At 73.3% G+C, this 16,730-nt stretch carries 18 protein-coding genes; 10 read left to right on the top strand and 8 right to left on the bottom strand.

The features are described from left to right. The first annotated feature begins 109 nt into the window (after positions 1-109). The gene (locus FB047_RS16895; RefSeq protein WP_167494188.1) at positions 110-268 is read left to right on the top strand and encodes a hypothetical protein; all 159 of its coding nucleotides are present in this window, start codon (positions 110-112) and stop codon (positions 266-268) included. 102 nt (positions 269-370) lie between these two features. On the opposite strand, the gene FB047_RS08595 is transcribed toward FB047_RS16895, so the two are convergent. Beyond that, a complete protein-coding gene (locus FB047_RS08595; protein ID WP_136586753.1) occupies positions 371-1,393 on the bottom strand; it encodes an epimerase in 1,023 nt (340 codons plus the stop codon). Positions 1,394-1,512: 119 nt separating this feature from the next. On the opposite strand from FB047_RS08595, the gene FB047_RS08590 reads away from it, so the two are divergent. The 6 genes from FB047_RS08590 (at position 1,513) to FB047_RS08565 (ending at position 7,838) form a co-directional block, all read left to right on the top strand. Next, positions 1,513-2,115 carry a hypothetical protein gene (locus FB047_RS08590; RefSeq protein WP_136586752.1) on the top strand — a complete coding sequence of 201 codons (603 nt, stop codon included), beginning with the start codon at positions 1,513-1,515 and terminating at the stop codon, positions 2,113-2,115. A 254-nt stretch (positions 2,116-2,369) separates the two neighbouring features. Further along, complete coding sequence (locus FB047_RS08585) at positions 2,370-2,924, top strand: copper resistance CopC family protein (protein WP_136586751.1); 555 nt, start codon at positions 2,370-2,372, stop codon at positions 2,922-2,924. A gap of 10 nt (positions 2,925-2,934) precedes the next feature. Continuing rightward, the gene (locus FB047_RS08580; RefSeq protein ID WP_136586750.1) at positions 2,935-3,468 is read left to right on the top strand and encodes a copper chaperone PCu(A)C; all 534 of its coding nucleotides are present in this window, start codon (positions 2,935-2,937) and stop codon (positions 3,466-3,468) included. Further along, positions 3,468-4,691 (top strand): Dyp-type peroxidase, encoded by a 1,224-nt coding sequence (locus tag FB047_RS08575; protein WP_136586749.1) that lies wholly within the window; start codon positions 3,468-3,470, stop codon positions 4,689-4,691. Before FB047_RS08580 ends, FB047_RS08575 begins: the two co-directional genes overlap by 1 nt. Beyond that, the gene (locus tag FB047_RS08570; protein ID WP_136586748.1) at positions 4,649-6,157 is read left to right on the top strand and encodes a PepSY-associated TM helix domain-containing protein; all 1,509 of its coding nucleotides are present in this window, start codon (positions 4,649-4,651) and stop codon (positions 6,155-6,157) included. Before FB047_RS08575 ends, FB047_RS08570 begins: the two co-directional genes overlap by 43 nt. Positions 6,158-6,509: 352 nt before the next feature. Then, positions 6,510-7,838 carry a serine hydrolase gene (locus FB047_RS08565; protein WP_136586747.1) on the top strand — a complete coding sequence of 443 codons (1,329 nt, stop codon included), beginning with the start codon at positions 6,510-6,512 and terminating at the stop codon, positions 7,836-7,838. Positions 7,839-7,937: 99 nt separating this feature from the next. Here the strand turns inward: FB047_RS08565 and FB047_RS08560 are convergent, their stop codons facing one another. Further along, positions 7,938-8,387 carry a hypothetical protein gene (locus FB047_RS08560; protein WP_136586746.1) on the bottom strand — a complete coding sequence of 150 codons (450 nt, stop codon included), beginning with the start codon at positions 8,385-8,387 and terminating at the stop codon, positions 7,938-7,940. A gap of 152 nt (positions 8,388-8,539) precedes the next feature. Here FB047_RS08560 and FB047_RS08555 point away from each other — a divergent pair, with 152 nt between their 5' ends. Further along, positions 8,540-9,532, top strand: a complete 993-nt coding sequence (locus tag FB047_RS08555) for an aldo/keto reductase (protein WP_136586745.1) — start codon at positions 8,540-8,542, stop codon at positions 9,530-9,532. Positions 9,533-9,626: 94 nt separating this feature from the next. On the opposite strand, the gene FB047_RS08550 is transcribed toward FB047_RS08555, so the two are convergent. Continuing rightward, the gene (locus tag FB047_RS08550) at positions 9,627-10,079 is read right to left on the bottom strand and encodes an SRPBCC family protein (protein ID WP_136586744.1); all 453 of its coding nucleotides are present in this window, start codon (positions 10,077-10,079) and stop codon (positions 9,627-9,629) included. A gap of 205 nt (positions 10,080-10,284) precedes the next feature. Then, positions 10,285-11,493 carry an NAD(P)/FAD-dependent oxidoreductase gene (locus tag FB047_RS08545; protein WP_136586743.1) on the bottom strand — a complete coding sequence of 403 codons (1,209 nt, stop codon included), beginning with the start codon at positions 11,491-11,493 and terminating at the stop codon, positions 10,285-10,287. 205 nt (positions 11,494-11,698) lie between these two features. On the opposite strand from FB047_RS08545, the gene FB047_RS08540 reads away from it, so the two are divergent. Next, the gene (locus tag FB047_RS08540; protein ID WP_136586742.1) at positions 11,699-12,058 is read left to right on the top strand and encodes a sugar ABC transporter ATPase; all 360 of its coding nucleotides are present in this window, start codon (positions 11,699-11,701) and stop codon (positions 12,056-12,058) included. Positions 12,059-12,208: 150 nt separating this feature from the next. Here the strand turns inward: FB047_RS08540 and FB047_RS08535 are convergent, their stop codons facing one another. Further along, a complete protein-coding gene (locus tag FB047_RS08535) occupies positions 12,209-12,670 on the bottom strand; it encodes an Hsp20/alpha crystallin family protein (protein ID WP_136586741.1) in 462 nt (153 codons plus the stop codon). 240 nt (positions 12,671-12,910) lie between these two features. Between FB047_RS08535 and FB047_RS08530 the strand changes: the two genes are divergently transcribed. After that, the gene (locus FB047_RS08530; RefSeq protein ID WP_136586740.1) at positions 12,911-13,738 is read left to right on the top strand and encodes a UbiA family prenyltransferase; all 828 of its coding nucleotides are present in this window, start codon (positions 12,911-12,913) and stop codon (positions 13,736-13,738) included. Between the two features lie 66 nt (positions 13,739-13,804). On the opposite strand, the gene FB047_RS08525 is transcribed toward FB047_RS08530, so the two are convergent. The 3 genes from FB047_RS08525 to FB047_RS08515 are packed head-to-tail and all read right to left on the bottom strand — an operon-like array spanning position 13,805 to position 16,708. Then, on the bottom strand, positions 13,805-14,914 hold the full coding sequence (locus FB047_RS08525; RefSeq protein ID WP_136586739.1) for an FAD-dependent oxidoreductase: 1,110 nt from the start codon (positions 14,912-14,914) through the stop codon (positions 13,805-13,807). Next, the gene (locus FB047_RS08520) at positions 14,907-15,566 is read right to left on the bottom strand and encodes a methyltransferase domain-containing protein (protein WP_136586900.1); all 660 of its coding nucleotides are present in this window, start codon (positions 15,564-15,566) and stop codon (positions 14,907-14,909) included. The genes FB047_RS08525 and FB047_RS08520 overlap by 8 nt, the downstream gene beginning before the upstream one ends. A gap of 47 nt (positions 15,567-15,613) precedes the next feature. Beyond that, a complete protein-coding gene (locus FB047_RS08515) occupies positions 15,614-16,708 on the bottom strand; it encodes a type III polyketide synthase (RefSeq protein WP_136586738.1) in 1,095 nt (364 codons plus the stop codon). Positions 16,709-16,730 lie beyond the last annotated feature (22 nt).

Below are 16,730 nucleotides of genomic sequence, written 5' to 3'. Positions count from 1 at the left end.
CTAGTGGGCGGATGCCGCGTCCGCGACCGTCTTGACACGTCCCTGTCGCGCGGCCCCACGCGTGTCAAGGCCGCCGCGCGCGTCGGCCCGGGGGTGCAGGGTGGACCGCATGCCAGCTCTCGCCATCATCCTCGTCATCGTCGGCCTCGTGCTCCTCTTCCTCGGCGTCTTCGTCGAGGCCGTGAAGTTCCTGCTCTGGATCGGGATCGTCATCCTGATCATCGGCGTCATCGCCGCGCTCATGCGCTTCATCCGCCGACAGGTCTGACCGCCGCACCCCCGTCGTCGCGCCGCTCCGCGCGTCCCGCCCTCGGCCGGACGCGTCGGGGCGGCGACGTCGTTCCGCGGGGTCTCGACCCCGCCCCGCCGCTCAGGCGGAGAAGAGGTCGCGCGCCCGCGGCCGCCGCGTCGCCGCGACGTCGTCGAGGGCGGCCCCCAGCTCGGGGAACGCGAAGGTGAATCCGGCGTCGGTGAGCACGCGCGGGACCGCCCACCGGCTCTTCAGCACCAGCTCGGGCTCGTTGCGCAGGATCGCCATCGCGGGGTCGAGCATCCACCGCCAGGCCGGCAGGCCCCACGGCATCCGGGCCACCCGGCGCAGTTCGCGCATGAGCGTGCGATTGTCGCCGACCCCCGGCGCGGCGAGGTTCACCGGCCCCGAGAGCGTGTCGTGATCACGGAGGAAGCGGACGGATGCCACGACGTCGTCGATGTGGATCCAGCTGAAGCGCTGGTGACCGCGCGTGCGGTGCCACGACGACCACACGGGACCGGTGGGGTGGGCGCCGATCCCGCGGTAGCGGCGGTGCGGGAACCACCAGCTGTCGATCTGCGGACCACCGAGCCCGAGACGCGCGAGGGCGAAGAGCATGCGGGTGGCGGGGCCGTCGCCGAGCACGATCGCCATGCGCAGGGCCACGCGCCGGGTCTCGGGAAGATCCCCCGCGAAGAACGCGCGCTCCCAGCTCGTGGCGACGTCGACCGAGAAACCCTCGCCGATCACGCCGTCGATCTCGTCGTTGCCGCTCTCGGTCTCGTGCCGGTAGATCGTGGCGGTGGAGGCGTTCATCCACACGCGCGGCGGTCGCTCTGCCGTGCGGACGGCGGTGTGGAGAGCCCGTGTGGTGTCGACACGGGAGCGCAGGATCTCGTCGCGGTTCGCGTCGGTGTATCGGCACGACACGATCTTGCCGGCGAGGTTGACGAGCACGTCGGCGCCGTCGACGAGACGCGCGATGCCGTCGGGATCGGCCCAGGTCGCGTCGCCGGAGCGGCCCACGGTGACGACGTCGAAGCCGTCCTGCGCGAACGCGCGGGTCAGCGCTCGCCCGACGAATCCGCTCGCGCCGGTGACGACGGCGCGGGGGTGCGCAGCAGGCGGGTGATCGGCCACGGGGACTCCTGTCGTCGCAGCCGATCGTAGCGAGCCGGTCGTCCTCGGGGGCGCGCGGTCGCTCGACGTCGCGACGATCCGGTCGGGCGGGTGCGCCGTTGACTGACACAATGGAGGCCATGCGACGACACGGCCGGGGCACGCGCGTCGCGCGCGGTGCCGCCGCCGCTGCCGTCGCGACCTTCGTCGCCCTGCTGTCGCACGTCTCCGGCGGCGGTGAGGTTCCCGGCATCCTGGGCATCGTCGTGCCGCTCGCGCTCTCGTTCGTCGCGTGCACCGCGCTGGCCGGCCGCCGCACCTCGGCGCTGCGGCTCGGCCTGGCGGTCGCGGTGAGCCAGGTGCTGTTCCACACTCTCTTCGTGCTGGGCAGCTATCGGCCGGGAGCCCAGGGGCATGTCCACGGAGCCGTGCCCGCCGCCGTCACCAGCGGCGCCATGCCGCACGTGATGACGACGGATGCCGGGATGTGGGCGTGGCACGCCGTCGCGGCCCTCGTCACCACCGTGGCCCTGCACCGCGGGGAACGCACGCTCGCGGCGCTGCGCGAGCTCGCCCAGCGCTCGATCGCCTGGGTCCGCGCGCGCGCCCGGATCATCGCGGCGACCTTCGGCCCGGCGCCGCTGCGCCGCGTCTCAGCCGAGGTGGTGGCCGTCGTGCGGCCCGTCTCGGCGCTCACCGTCGCATCCGCGAGGCGGCGCGGGCCACCGGCACGGACCGCGTGAGTTCCGCCCCGTCGGCCTGAGTCGGCGACGGGGTGGTCGATCCCGACGGGGCCTCGTGCGCCCGGGCGGGGTCGTTCGACGTCGTCCGGACGTCTTCTCGTTCCCGTGCCCTCGTGCGCCGGCCACGGACGCCACGCCGATGCCTCCCCGCATCGCCGCGCGTGCTGCTCGTCCGCCGTGCTCGCGAGGCTGCGGCCCCGTGCCTGCGCACGGGCGCCGATGTACGGGTGCCGCGTGCACCCGGAGAGTGCCCCATGTTCCGTTTCCGTGCCCTCGCGGGCGGGATCGTCGTGGCCGTCGCCGTCGTTCTGGCGTCGATCGTCCCGGCATCCGCCCACGATCAACTCCTGTCCAGTACACCCGCCGAGGGTGAGCGTCTGGCATCCGCCCCCGATGAGATCTCCTTGAGCTTCTCGGCCGACGTGCTCGACGTGGGCGCCGAGGTCGTCGTGGCCGACGCCGACGGCGTCGACTGGGCGGGCGCCGACCCCCTCCTCTCCGCGGGGGTGGTCACCGTGCCGTTGCGCGGTGAGCTGCCCGCGGCGGGGTACGAGGTGCGGTGGCGCGTCGTCTCGAGCGACGGTCATCCCATCTCGGGCGTCGTGCCCTTCACCGTCGGCGACGGCGCTCCCCTCGAGCGCGCCGCCGCGGTCCCCGCCGCCGAGGCGGCACCCGATCCGGTGGTCGACGATGCGGCCGGGATCCCCCGCGTCGTGTTCGTCGCCGCAGCGGGAGCGGCCGTCGCCCTCGCGATCTTCATCGTGTTCTTCTTCCTCCGCCGTCGCGCCGCGCGCGACGCACAGTCCTGAAAGGCTTCTCATGACCCTTCGTACCCTGCGCTTCAGCGCCCTCGCCGCCGCCGCCGTTCTCGCCCTCGCGGGCTGCTCCGCCCCGGCATCCACCACCCCCACCTCGTCACAGGCCGACGCGTTCTCCTCGACCGACGTGTGGGTCAAGGCCGCCGACAGCGGCATGACCGCCGGCTTCGGCCAGTTGCGCAATGACGGCGACACCGATCTCACGGTCGTCTCGGCGACCGATGAGGCGACCTCCGCGATGGAACTGCACGAGACCGTGCCGAACGAGTCCGGTCAGATGGTGATGCGCGAGGTCGAGGGCGGCTTCGTCATCCCCGCGGGCGGATCGATCGAGCTCGCGCCCGGCGGCAACCACCTCATGTTCATGGACGTCACCTCGCCGCTGCGCGCCGGCGAGGAGACGACCATCACGCTCACCTTCGCCGACGACTCGACGGCCGAGATCACCGCTCCCGTGAAGGAGTTCTCGGGCGCGAACGAGAACTACGAGGGCGGCGACATGGGCGACATGGGCGACATGGACATGGGTCACTGATGGCCCGCCGAGACAGAAGCCCCGCCGACAGCGGAGGTGCGACCAGACGCACCTTCCTGCTCGGCGGGGCGGTCGCGGGCGTCGGGGCGGCGGCGGCGATCGGGATCGACGCGGCCGTGTCCGCCCGCGCGCAGGACCCCGGGGCGTCGACGCCGCTCAACGGCGAGACGACCGTGCCGTTCTACGGGACGCATCAGGCCGGCGTCGACACCGACGCGCAGGCGCACGTCTCGCTCATCGCGTTGGACCTTCTCGCCGAGGTCGATCGCGACGGGATGCGACGGCTCATGCGCACCCTCACCGACGACGCCGCCCGGCTCACCCAGGGGCGCGGCGCCCTGGCCGACACCGAACCCGAGCTGGCCGTCGCCCCCGCGCGACTGACGGTGACCTTCGGGTTCGGACCGGTCTTCGTCTCGCGCGCCGGAGCGTCGGCCCCGGCGTGGCTGCAGCCGCTCCCGGCGTTCGGGATCGACCGCCTCCGGCCGGAGTACGGCGACGGCGACCTGCTGCTGCAGGTCGCGGCCGACGACCCCGTGACCGTCGCGCACGCGGCGCGCATGCTGCTCAAGGACGCGCGGGGGTTCGCCGCCGTGCGGTGGGTGCAGCAGGGCTTCCGTCGGGCGCACGGCACCGAGCGCCCCGGGACGACGATGCGCAATCTCTTCGGCCAGGTCGACGGCACCGCCAACCCGGTGCCCGGGACCACCGCCTTCGACGACATCGTCTGGGCGCGGGAGGGATGGCTCGCCGGGGGAACCGGGATGGTGGTGCGGCGCATCGCGATGGACCTCGACAAGTGGGACCACCTCGACCGCCCCGGCCGCGATCAGGCCGTCGGGAGGTTCCAGTCCACGGGCGCCCCTCTCACCGGCACCGACGAGTTCGACGAACCCGACTTCGACGCGACGGATGCCATCGGCTTCCCCGTCATCGCCGAGTTCTCGCACCTGCGGCGCTCGCGTCCGGATGACCCCACGCAGCGGATCTTCCGCCGCGGCTACAACTACGACCAGACGCCGCTCGCCGGCGCGGTCAGCGACGCGGGCCTGCTGTTCGTGTCGTTCCAAGCAGACATCGAAAGGCAGTTCGTGCCCATCCAACGCAGACTCGACGAGCTCGATCTCCTCAACGAGTGGACGACCCCCATCGGATCGGCGGTGTTCGCGGTGCCACCGGGATGCCGCGAAGGCGGCTTCATCGGAGAGGGGATCCTGTCGTGACCACGACCATCGAACCCGCCGAGCCCGCCGCGGAGGCACCGGCTCCCCGCCCGGGTGCGGCCAGGCGTCCCGGCCGCGGCGGATGGTTCACCCCGCTGCTGCGGCGCCTGCACTTCTTCGCAGGTCTCCTCGTGGGACCGTTCATCCTCGTCGCGGCGGTGAGCGGAGCCCTCTACGCCGTCACCCCGACGCTCGAGAAGGTCGTCTACGCGCACGAGCTGACCGCGGCCTCGGATGCCGCCGGGGTGCCGCTGGCCGCGCAGATCGAAGCGGCCGAGGCGTACCTCGGCGACGGATCGACGCCCGTCGCCGTGCGCCCCGCCCCCGAGGCCGGGGCGGCCACGCGCGTCATGTTCGCCGACGAGACACTGCCCGAGAGCACCACGCGGGCGATCTTCGTCGATCCGGCCACGACCGAGATCCGCGGCGACCTCCCCGCCTACGGCACGAGCGGCGCCCTGCCCCTGCGGCACTGGATCAGCGACCTGCACCGTTCGCTGCACCTGGGCGATGCAGGGCGCTGGTACAGCGAGCTCGCGGCATCCTGGCTCGGGATCGTCGCTCTCGCGGGACTCGGGCTGTGGCTCGGACGCTTCGTGCGCTCGCGCCGGGGACGCCGCGACCTGCTGCGCCCCAACCGCCGTCACACCGGGTACCGACGGCTGTCGGGATGGCACACCTCGGTCGGGATCTGGGTCGTGCTCGGCGCGGTGTTCCTCTCGGCGACAGGCATCACCTGGTCGACGTTCGCGGGAGCCCACGTGTCCGACCTGCGCGCCGCCGTCGGAGAGGGTACTCCCGCGCTGACGACCTCGCTCGACGGCGCGGCGGCCGCGGGCGGTGAGCACGCCGGGCATGCCGGACACGGCGGCGCGGCCTCGTCGCCGACGGGTGCGGCCAACCCCGCGACCTTCGACGCGGTCCTCGCGATCGCGCAGCGCATCAACGTCAACAGCGGAGACGTCGAGATCAAACCCCCGGCCGCCGCGGGGAAGGCGTGGGTGGTGCAGGAGATCCACCGCAGCTTCCCGACCGAGGTGGATGCCGTCGCGATCGACGGATCGAGCATGCAGGTGACCGACCGGATCGACTTCGCCGACTTCCCGCTGCTGGCGAAGCTGTCGCGCTGGGGGATCGACCTGCACATGGGGACGATGTTCGGCCTCGTGAACCAGCTCGTGCTGTTCGCGCTCGCTCTCGGTATCGCGGCCCTGGTGGTGCTGGGATACGCGATGTGGTGGAAGCGGCGGCCGACCCGCGGTCTCGCCACCGCCCCCGCGCGCGGGGTGCTCGGTCGCGCGCCGTGGTGGGGGATCGCGGCGGTCCTCGTCGTCGCGATCGCGATCGGGCTGTTCCTGCCGCTCGTGGGCTGCACCCTCGCGGCGTTCGTGGTGATCGACCTCCTGCTCGGGTGGCGGGCGCGCCGCGCCGTGGCCGCGGGATCGCGCGGCACCGCGTCGCGCTGAGCGCCCCGGGGCGGCATCCCGCGGACACGCCGCATCGGCGGCCGTCCGCGGGGTGTCGCCCCGCGCCCCGGTGTCCGCGCCCCGGTGTCCCGCGCCCCGACGTCTCGCGGTGGGGTGCCGTCGTGCGGAGTGGGGGGTTGTCGGGGTGGTGGGGGATGCCGTGGCTCGGCGTGTCGGGGTCGGACTCCGCGGGACGGCGGCGGGGGCAGGGGTCCGAGGGCCTGACTCCGCGGGACTGCGGCCGCCGGCGCGCCGGAGGCCCGGCCGGCCGCTTCGCGCACCTCCGCCGTGAGAGGGAGGCGGGAGACGCCGCGCGCTCGTAGCGTGGGAGGACCCCGCCGGAAGGACCCCCGTGACTCTCGCCCGTCGCCTCGCCGCCCTCGTCTCGCTCGTCGCCGTCGCCGCCCTCACCGCGTGCGCGAGCGCGAAACCCGCTCCGAGCGGGAGTCCCGCGGCATCCGTCGACATCCCCGCCACCCCGGTGGGAGAGCGCATGACGTGGATCATCGACGTGTTCGAGGCCGAGGACGACACCACCCCCGGCGCGTGGGCCCGCGTGCTGGACGAGAACTTCCAGAAGCAGGTGCCGGCCGAGCAGGTCGCCGAGATGGTGAACCGGCAGATCCGTCCGGCGGCGCCCTTCACCGTGACCGCCTACACCGGGACCGAGACGCAGGCCCGTGCCACGCTCGCCGGTGCCCTCGGCGACCCGTTCGACCTCACGCTCGCGATCGACTCCGCGGGGCGCGTCACCACGATGCTGCTGGGTCCGGTCGCCCCCGCGTGGGAACCCTCGACCTCGCTCGACGAGGTGGAGCAGCGGCTGCGCGAGCTGCCCGGCCAGGTGAGCGCGCTCGTGCAGCGCGGCGACGAGACGGTCGTGTCGATCGACGCCGACCGCTCCGCGCCCCTGGCATCGGTGTTCAAGCTGTACGTGCTCCTGGCGGTGGCGGATGCCGTGGCATCCGGCGATCTGTCGTGGGACGAGACGCTCGTGCTCGACGACGACGACCGCAGCCTCCCCTCGGGCGAGCTGCAGGATGCGCCCACCGGCACCGAGGTGTCGGTGCGCGAGGCGGCCTCGGCGATGATCCGCATCAGCGACAACACCGCGACCGACCTGCTGATCGCCCGGCTCGGACGCGAGCGCGTCGAGGCGGCGGTGGCGCGCAGCGGTCATTCCGACCCCGCCGCGCTGCGGCCCTTCGTCTCGACCAAGGAGCTGTTCACGCTCGGCTGGGGCGACCCCGCCGTCCGCGCCGAGTGGGAGGCGGCCGACGAGGCGGGAAAGCGCGCGCTCCTCGACCGCATCGACGCGGCCCCGCTCGCCGTCGAAGGCGAGAAGGTCGTCACCCCCGAGTGGCAGGACGGTTTCGACTGGTTCGCCTCGGCCGCCGACGTCGCCGCCGTGCATCGCGCGCTGCAGCAGACGCAGGATGCCGAGGTGCTCGCCATCCTGAGCGAGAACCCGGGGCAGGGACTCGACGTCGGAACGTGGCCGTACGTGGCGTTCAAGGGTGGATCGAGCCGCGGCGTGCTCACTGGCAGCTGGTTCGTGCGCGATGAGACGGGGGAGGCGACGGTGGTGCTGATGATGGCCGACACCGACGCTGTGGCGGTGTCGGGGGCGATGTCCGACTTCTTCCACCTCGCCGAGGACGCGCTGCGTCTGGCGCACTGACGGCACGGGCTCGACCTCCGGCGAGGAGGGGGATTCGCGAGCCCGTCGGGGGGACCGGGCGCGGGAGGCGCCGGCGGCGGAACCTCCCGCGCGAGCCGGTCAGGCGTCGTCGGGGTCGGGCAGTCGCTGGGCGATCTTGCTGGATGCCGCCGAGTCGCGGCCGACGCCCGGTTGGAACGCCGCGATCGGGTCGTCGGCGTCCACGTGCGCCTCGCCGCCGTCGGCGTCGCGCGGGGGAGAGGCGGGCGTCCTCTCGGTCGTGTGGTGATCGGTGCCCTGCGTGTCCTCGGTGTGGCGCGAGGTCGACCCGCCCTCGCTCGAGTCCCGCTCGGTGAGGCCGTCGGCGGCGCGGGTGCCGACGCCGGGCAGGTCGTTCTGGCTCGAGATGTTCTGCAGGCGCGCTTCGTCGTCGGGATCGATCCGCGCCGTTCCGACGGCGCCGGAGTCGGCCCCCGCGGCGCCGGCGGGGATGTCGGCGGCCAGACCGTCGGACTCGGGGACGAGGTTCTCTTCGTCGGCTCCGGGGAGCCGCTCGGCGGGGGTGTCCATGCTGATCCTTCCGTGGGTGTGACGCCACGCTAGGTCGCCGCCCGGCGGGCGGGGGCGGGGTTGCGCGACGCCGGTCCGCGGCATCCGGTCCCGTTCGACCCCGGTGTCGGAGGGGCTGGATAGGCTCGACGGAGCTTCGAAAGGAAACCGCAATGCAGCAGCGTCCCCTCTCCCGTACCGGCCGCGAGGTCTCGGCCATCGGCCTCGGCACCTGGCAGCTCGGCGCCGACTGGGGTGATGTCAGCGAAGACGACGCGCGCGCCGTCCTGGCGGCCTCCGCCGATGCCGGCGTCACCCTCTTCGACACCGCCGACGTCTACGGCGACGGCCGGTCCGAGCAGATCATCGGGGCGTTCCTGAAGAGCCGGGATGCCGACGACATCACCGTCGCGACCAAGATGGGCCGTCGTGAAGATCAGGTGCCCGAGAACTACGTGATGGAGAACTTCCGCGTCTGGCTCGACCGGTCGCGGCGCCTTCTCGATACCGAGACGCTCGACCTCGTGCAGCTGCACTGCCCGCCGTCGGCCGTCATCGACGACGACGCCACGTGGGACGCTCTCGATCAGCTGGTGTCCGAGGGGGTCATCGCGGCCTACGGTGCCTCGGTCGAGACGATGGATCAGGCTCTCTCGGCGCTGCGGCGACCGAACCTGACCAACCTGCAGATCATCTTCAACCCCTTCCGGCTCAAGCCCCTCGACGAGGTGCTGCCGCTCGCGGCCGAGAAGAACGTCGCCGTGTTCGCGCGCGTGCCGCTGGCGAGCGGACTGCTCTCGGGCAAATACTCCCGCTCGACGACATTCGCCGAGAACGACCACCGCTCCTATAACCGCAACGGTGAGGCGTTCGACAAGGGCGAGACGTTCTCGGGCGTCCCGTTCGACGAGGGCGTCGCCGCCGCCGACGAGCTGAAGGCGTCCCTCCCCGAGGGGGTCGGCCTGCCCGCGGCGACCCTGGCGTGGATCGCCTCGTGCGAGGGGATCACCTCGGTGATCCCGGGGGCCCGGTCGACGGCGCAGGCGCAGGCCAATGCGGCAGCGGCCGATCTTCTCGAGGGAGGGTTCGACCTCGACGCGTTCGACGCCCTCGTGCACGACGTGTACGACCGTCGCCTGCGTGCGGAGATCCACCCGCAGTGGTGACAGCCGTTGCGCAGCGGATGCCGCGGCATCCCGCGTCCTGATACGACGAAGCCGGGCCCCTCGCGGGACCCGGCTTCGTCGGAGGGAGCGGTCGTCAGCTGACGTCGCCGCGCCAGGCGCCGGATTCGGCGCCGCGGGACTCGATGTACTCCTTGAAGTTGGCGAGGTCCTTCTTCACCGAGTGGTCGTCGGCACCGAAGACCGCACCGAGCTTCTCGAGGGCGCCGGCGGGCTCCCAGTCGATCTGCACGGTGACGCGCGTCTCGGCGTCCGACAGGCGGTGGAAGGTCACGACGCCCGCGTGGTTCTCGTCGCCGCCGACGCTGTTCCACGCGACGCGCTCGTCGGGGTGCTGCTCGGTGATCTCGGCGTCGAACTCGCGCTCGGCACCGGCGATCTTCACCTTCCAGTGGGTGAGCGTGTCGGTCTTCTGCGTGATGGACTCCACGAAGCTCATGAAGTGCGGGAACTCCTCGAACTGGGTCCACTGGTTGTAGGCGACGCGGACGGGAACGTCGACGTCGATGGTTTCGATGACCTGGGCCATGATGCGTGTCCTCTTTCGTGTGGTTTCCGGGGCTGCTGCCAGTCTTCGCGGGATGCCGACCGCCCGCCCCCGGGGTTGAGCGATCGGCGTTCGTGCCCTATAGGCGGGGCGCCTCCACGCCTCGGTGGCGAGGAGGCCGAGCCTGTCGACGTCTCCGGGTGCGTCGCGGATGCCCGTCCCTTCGACGGCCTCAGGGACCCGGGGCTCAGGCGCGGCCGCGCAGGATCAGGTGCCAGTACACCCACGGCAGCACGTGGCGATCCGCGATCCACGACAGGCGGCGCTCGCGATACAGCGAACGCCAGAACGGCACGCTCGGTCGCAGCCGTCCCCGACGGTCGAACTCCGCGAACACGACCGTGCCGCGCGACACCGTGAACGGCACGACGCTGTAGCCGTCGTACCGCGCGGACGGAGCGCGGCCGCCGAGCGCCGCCGTCAGGTTCTTCACCAGCGCCTTGACCTGCTGCCGGATCGCTCCGCCCGATCGCCGTGTCGCGACCGTCGCGGCGTCGCCGACCGCCCAGATCTCCGGATGGCGCACGTGCTGCAACGTCTCGGGGTCGACGTCGACGAACCCGTGCGGGTCGTCGGATGCCGCCAGCCCGCTGCCGGCGATCCACTCCGGCGCGCGCTGCGGCGGGACGGCGTGCAGCACGTCGTACGCGATCGTCTCGCGGGCGCCACCGTGGCCGACCTCGACCGTGCGGGATCCGGCATCGACGCTCAGGAGCTCGCGCTGGTACCGCACCTCGATGCGGTATTCGTCGAGCTTCCGCTGCAGCTCGTGATCGATGGCCGGGATGCCGAAGGGCACCGGGTCGGGGCAGACGAACACGACGCGGATGTCGTCGCGCACGCCGATCGCGCGCCACCAGTCGCACGCGAGGTACATCGGTTTCTGCGCCGCGGCGCCGCACGACGCGGGCTCGGGAGGCTGGGTGAACACGACGGTACCCCGGCGGAGGTCGCGCAGCACGGGCGAGGCCTTCGCGGCGAGCTTGTCGTCGTAGTTCGAGATGCCCTCCGGGGCGGCCATGGCCTCGGTCAGGCCGGGGATCTGTTCCCATGCCATGCGCATCCCGGCGCAGACGACGAGCTGGTCGTAGTCGATGCGTCCGCCCGAGACGAGGTGCACGCGCCGGGTCTCGGCATCCACGGTGAACGCCTCGTCGCGCAGCCACCGCACCCCCGGAGGGATGACGTCGGCCTGAGGTCTCATCGCCTCGGACGCGCGCGCGGTCCCTCCGGCGATGTGCGATTGCAGCGGAGCGAACACGTGCTGCTCGCGCGGCTCGATCACGGTGATCTCGCCGACGCGGGCGCGATGCAGCCGCCCCGCGACGGAGAGCCCGGCGTTGCCGCCGCCGATGACGACGACGCGCACGGGGGCGGGGGAGGGAGAAGGGGTCATGGGCCCCACGCTCCGCCGCCGGATGCCGGGATGCCAGCGCCTTGACAGCGATGTGCGGTGGCACAGGGGGTCTCGCACGCGCTGCCGCGTGGCCGGGAGCGCACGGCGGCGCCTGTCAAGGGTCCCGGGGAGGCCGCAGGGGGCCGCGTTGGATGGAGATCACCGCCGATCCCGGCGGCCACCCGCGTCCGACGGAAGGACCCCCATGAGCGACGCCTCGATCGACCCGACCCCCGACGCGACGACCCCGCTGGGTGAGGAGGGGATCGCGGGCGTGCAGCCGCTGCGCGACGGCGACACCTCCATCGAGCCGGATCCCGCCCTCGACCCCGCCCAGGCGGAGTGGGACGCGACCACGGCGCTCGACGAGGGCGCCGACCCCGACGACATCAACCCCGTCACCGCGACCGGAGCCGACCCGGCCGAGATCCCGGCCGACGACAGCGACATCCCCCTCGAAGACATCCACCCGGAGTCGACGGGCACCGACTCGCAGGGCGAGGACCCCGGCGTCGTCGAGCTGGGGGAAGAGGGTCAGGGCGACCTGGCCCCCGAAGACCTCTGATCACGGCACGATGCCCCGGTCGCGTGCGGCGACCGGGGCATCGCCGTTCCCGGGCGGGCGTCGCGGCGTCGCGCGCGGTCGGTGGTGCGCCCGACAATCCACCGCAGCGGGGGCGTGGGAACGTCCGGTGCCGCCCCGCCCCGAGATCACTTACTGCTCGATCGGCTGCGGCTCACTCTCGTGCGCCTCGATCACCCCGTCGCCGTGGTCGCTCTCGGTCGAGACGGAGATGCGGCGCGGCTTCGCCTTCTCGCTGACGGGGATGGTGACCGAGAGCACCCCGTTGCGGTAGGCCGCGCTGATGCGCTCGGTGTCGATGCCCTGACCGAGGTTGAGCTGACGGACGAAGGATGCCGTCTCGCGTTCGCGCGTGATCCACTTGACGCCCTCGCCGGAACCGAGGGTGCGCTCGGCGCGGATCGTCAGCAGCTGGCCGTCGACGTCGATGTCGACCGAGCCGGGGTCGACGCCGGGCAGGTCGGCCGCGAGCACGTAGTGGTCGCCGTCGCGGTACAGGTCCATCGGCATCCGGCGCGGACCACCGCCGCGGCGGGCGTCGAGGAGCGTCGACGCGAGGCGGTCGAGGTCGCGGAAGGGGTCGTAGGTGGCCATGGTCGTTCTCCTTTTCGATCGGTCCGGACGTGGCATCCGGGTCGTGAAGTTGAGTCGTCTTCGCTCAACTTGGCAGAAGATTAGCACTCTCCCCCTGAGAGTGCCAAGACTCTTGGGTTTCCCTTGTCGAGCGGTCGATGCGCTCATTCCGCTCGGCCGGGAACCCGGGCCTTCCGACGGCCGCGGTGCGGAATCCGGGCACGGTGCCTCGCGAGAGGCAGGGCGCGATAGCGTCATCGGATGACGGATGCCGCGGCGAAGCCGCCCCTCGTGAGGGCGCTGTGGGGAGCCACTCATCCGGGTCCGACTCTTGTCGTGACGGTTCTGTCGCTCGCCCTCGGGATCGCCGCCGGTGTCGACCCCGGCCGGCTCGTGCTGCTGGTCGTGGCCGTGTTCAGCGGGCAGGTGTCCGTCGGTCTCTCGAACGACGCGATCGACGGCGCCCGCGATGCGGCCGTCGGCCGCACCGACAAGCCCATCGCCGGGGGAGCGGTCGCCCCGGAACGCGCGCTCGCCGTGGCCGTGGCATCCGTCGTCGTGGCGCTGGCCCTGTCGGCGCCGCTCGGGACGGGACTGCTCGCGGCGCACGCCCTCGCCCTCGCATCGGCCTGGGCCTACAACGCCGGACTGAAGTCGACGCCGTTCTCCATCGCGCCGTTCGTGCTGAGCTTCGGGCTGTTCCCCTCGTTCGCGACGCTCGCGCTGCCCGCCCCGGGCCTCGCCGCCCCGTGGGCGTCGCTCGCCGGCGCCGCGCTGGGCGCCGCCGTGCACCTCACCAACGTCGTGCGCGACCTCGACGATGACCGGCGGACCGGCGTGCGCGGACTCCCGCACCGGCTCGGCGCGCGCGCCTCGGTCGTTCTCGCCGCGGTCGGGATCGTCATCGGCGCGATCGCGGTGCTGACGGGGACGGATGCCACGGTGGTCGGCATCATGTTCTTCGCGGCGGTGCTCGTGGTCGCGGCCGCCGCCGTGACGACCGCGTTCGTCCGCGCGCCGGGGCGCTCGGTGTTCCAGCTGACGATGCTGGCGGCGCTGCTGCTCGCCGCGCAGCTGGTCGTCGCCTGAGAGCGCTGCGTCCGCACCTGGCCTCCCGCCCAAGCTCCGAACCCGTGCGCGTCTCGGCGACCCTCCTCAGCCCCGCGCCGCGCGGTCGAATCGCATCGCGTACGCGCGCGTGAACACCGCGCCCCCGGGTCCCCGTAGGGCCGTGCGCAACGACGCCGTGCGCACGGCGTGGGCGGCCGGGGCGGCGGCGCGACCGAGCAGCGTGTTGAGGAAGGCCAGGCGGGCGGCGTGGCGGGCCGAGGCGAGGCGGTCGCGCTCCCACCGGGCGAGCCCCGCGTCGTCGCCGCGCCGCACCCACGGGGCGAGCAGGGGTGCGAGGGTGAGGGCGTCGAGCAGACCGAGGTTCATCCCCTGGCCGCCGATCGGGCTGACCTCGTGCGCGGCGTCGCCGACGACGACGATCCTGCCCCGCCGCAGCGCGGGGGCGACGGCCCGCCGCACTCCGAAGGACGACGCGCCCGCGATGTCGAGGTCGGTGCCGGTGCGGGCCGTGACGGCGTCGCGGAGGAAGGCGTCGGCATCCGCCACCGGCGCCGCCCCCGCCCACGCGACGAGCCGGCGGCGGCCGTCGGGGAGCGGGAACGACTCGACCACGCCGTCGCGCTCGAGGTGCACGCGGGCGATCGGACCCCCGGACGCCGCGACGTCGGCCATCACGTACCGATCGGGGTAGGCGTGAGTCCGCACCGCTCCGGGGCGGTAGACGAGGGAACGACCCGCCCACCCCGTGGCGACGACGACGACGCCCGCCCGGATCTCGGTCCCGTCGTCGAGGTGCGCCCGCACGCCGTCGTTCCCGGGGTGCAGGGAACGCACCGCCGCCCCGCGCCGCACCGGGGGCGCCAGGGCCGAGAGCACGGCGATCGTGTCGGACTGGGGCAGGGCGGCGACGTAGGGGTGGCGTGCGCGCAGACTGTCGAAGCGGATCTCGGCGACAACGCGACCGTCGGCGCGCGCCTCGCCGCGGGAGATGCGCACGGCGCGCTCGCGAATGCCGTCCGTCGCGCCCGAGCCCTCGAGCAGGGCCAGGGCGGGGGAGTGGATGCCGATCGCCCGCGTCCCCGCGCCGGGGTCGACGCGCCGGTCGACGACGTCGACCTTTACGCCCCGCGCCCGCAGATCGGCGGCGAGCGCGAGTCCGACGGGTCCCGCTCCGACGACGAGGACCTCAGGCACGGGCCCGCCCCCTCGCCGTCGCCAGGAGGCGGAACGGGGCCGGCGTCTGCACCCGCCAGGGCGCGCCGAGGGCGGCCGACAGCTCGGCGGCGCGATAGCTGCGTCGGATCGAGCGCAGTCCGTCGACCCGCAGGAACGTCCCGACCGAGAGCGGGGTGATACCCACGGCGTAGAGCCCGTAGGCGAGGCGACCGCGGGCGATGTCGGCGTGCAGCACGGCGCCGTGCGAGAGGGCCAGCGAGTCGTCGGCGAACGCGCGCAGCGACGCCGCGTCGAGGTGGTGCAGCACGTGGTTCGACAGCACGAGGTCGAACGTCTCTCCCGCGTCGATCAGCTCGCGCGACCCCTGCGACACGAAGCGCACGCCCGGGCGTTCCCGCTGACGCGCGGCCTCGTGCGCCCGGGGGTCGGGATCGGCTCCCACCCACTCCACGTCGAGGCCGTCGCGGGCGGCGAGGGCGGCGAGACGCGCGACGACGTCACCGCCCCCGGAGCCGAGGTCGAGCACGCGGGCGGGGCGGCCGAGGGCCGCGAGCTCGGGCCGCACGCGGGTGCGGTACACGTGGCCCCACGCCGACACCAGACGATTCACGACGTCGAAACGGCGGTACGTCGCCGCGAGCGCGCGCGGGTCGCAGTCGCGGTCGTCCATGAGCTCGGTCAGGGCCGTGTCGCGCCGGGCGAGGCCGTGTCGCGCGCTCACGTGGTCGCACGGCGCACGGTGAGGTCGGCGGCCTCCACCGTGAGTCCCGGTCCGAACGCGAGGGCCGCCACGCGATCGCCCTCGACGCGTGCCGCGTCGGCCAGCAGATCGCGCAGGATGAACAGCAGCGTGGCGCTCGACATGTTGCCGTGCGCGCGCAGCACCTCTCGCGAGGGGGCGAGGGCCGCGGCATCCAGGCCGAGGGCGCTCTCGACGCGGTCGAGGATGCTGCGGCCGCCCGGGTGCACCGCCCACGCGTCGACGCTCGCCGTGTCTCCCAGCACGTCGGCGGCGATCGCCGAGATCTCGCGGCCGATGATGCGCGGCACCTCGGGGGTGAGGGTCATCTCGAAGCCCGAGTCGCCGACGGTCCAGGCCATGTCCTTCTCGCCCTCGTCGGTGACGTGCGTGGCGAAGCCGTCGAGGTCGAGACCTCCGCGGGAGGGATCGCCGGATGCCACGATCGCGGCGCCCGCACCGTCGGCGAACACGGAGGCCGCGACGATCTGGTCGGGGTGCGACGAGGTCTGCCAGTGCAACGAGCACAGTTCGGTGCAGGCCACGAGCACGATCGCGGCGGGGTCGTCGCCGACGATGCGCGCCGCGAGGCGGAGCGCGGGGATCGCGGCCGCGCAGCCGATGAAGCCGAGGTGGTAGCGCTCCACCGAGGGCATCAGGCCGAGGTCGCGCACGAGGTGGTAGTCGGGTCCCGGCGCGAACATCCCGGTGCACGAGACGGTGACCACGTGCGTGACGGCCTCCGTGTCGTACCCGGATCCCTCGATCGCCGCGCGCGACGCCGCGGCGAAGAGCCCGGGAGCGGTGCGGCGGTACTCGTCGTTGCGCGCGCCCGTGGACGGCATCAGCAGCGTGTCGCCGTCGCGCACGGCGAGGCCGTCATCGGCGGCGCCGGCCAGCTGCGGGAGCACGACGTGACGGGTGTCGATCGCCGCGGCGTCGAACGCGGCACCGACCAGGCGCTGCGCCTTGCGGTCGAAGCCCGGTTGCGCGGCGAACAGGTCGCGCAGCGCTGATTGGGTCACGCGGGTCTCGGGCAGGGCCGTGCCGATCGACACGATGCGGGCGGTCATGACTCACTGTAGACATGCTTCG

It is taken from the genome of Microbacterium hydrothermale (assembly GCF_004854025.1).
GTDB classification, from domain to species: domain Bacteria; phylum Actinomycetota; class Actinomycetes; order Actinomycetales; family Microbacteriaceae; genus Microbacterium; species Microbacterium hydrothermale.
Note: the sequence above shows the minus strand (reverse complement) of the source record. Positions and strands in the feature narration are given on the sequence as shown.

Coding starts and splice junctions, on each gene's coding strand:
- FB047_RS16895 (WP_167494188.1), top strand. CDS start 110: ATGCCAGCTCTCGCCATCATCCTCGTCATCGTCGGCCTCGTGCTCCTC.
- FB047_RS08590 (WP_136586752.1), top strand. CDS start 1,513: ATGCGACGACACGGCCGGGGCACGCGCGTCGCGCGCGGTGCCGCCGCC.
- FB047_RS08585 (WP_136586751.1), top strand. CDS start 2,370: ATGTTCCGTTTCCGTGCCCTCGCGGGCGGGATCGTCGTGGCCGTCGCC.
- FB047_RS08580 (WP_136586750.1), top strand. CDS start 2,935: ATGACCCTTCGTACCCTGCGCTTCAGCGCCCTCGCCGCCGCCGCCGTT.
- FB047_RS08575 (WP_136586749.1), top strand. CDS start 3,468: ATGGCCCGCCGAGACAGAAGCCCCGCCGACAGCGGAGGTGCGACCAGA.
- FB047_RS08570 (WP_136586748.1), top strand. CDS start 4,649: ATGCCGCGAAGGCGGCTTCATCGGAGAGGGGATCCTGTCGTGACCACG.
- FB047_RS08560 (WP_136586746.1), bottom strand. CDS start 8,387: ATGGACACCCCCGCCGAGCGGCTCCCCGGAGCCGACGAAGAGAACCTC.
- FB047_RS08555 (WP_136586745.1), top strand. CDS start 8,540: ATGCAGCAGCGTCCCCTCTCCCGTACCGGCCGCGAGGTCTCGGCCATC.
- FB047_RS08550 (WP_136586744.1), bottom strand. CDS start 10,079: ATGGCCCAGGTCATCGAAACCATCGACGTCGACGTTCCCGTCCGCGTC.
- FB047_RS08545 (WP_136586743.1), bottom strand. CDS start 11,493: ATGACCCCTTCTCCCTCCCCCGCCCCCGTGCGCGTCGTCGTCATCGGC.
- FB047_RS08540 (WP_136586742.1), top strand. CDS start 11,699: ATGAGCGACGCCTCGATCGACCCGACCCCCGACGCGACGACCCCGCTG.
- FB047_RS08535 (WP_136586741.1), bottom strand. CDS start 12,670: ATGGCCACCTACGACCCCTTCCGCGACCTCGACCGCCTCGCGTCGACG.
- FB047_RS08530 (WP_136586740.1), top strand. CDS start 12,911: ATGACGGATGCCGCGGCGAAGCCGCCCCTCGTGAGGGCGCTGTGGGGA.
- FB047_RS08520 (WP_136586900.1), bottom strand. CDS start 15,566: ATGGACGACCGCGACTGCGACCCGCGCGCGCTCGCGGCGACGTACCGC.
- FB047_RS08515 (WP_136586738.1), bottom strand. CDS start 16,708: ATGACCGCCCGCATCGTGTCGATCGGCACGGCCCTGCCCGAGACCCGC.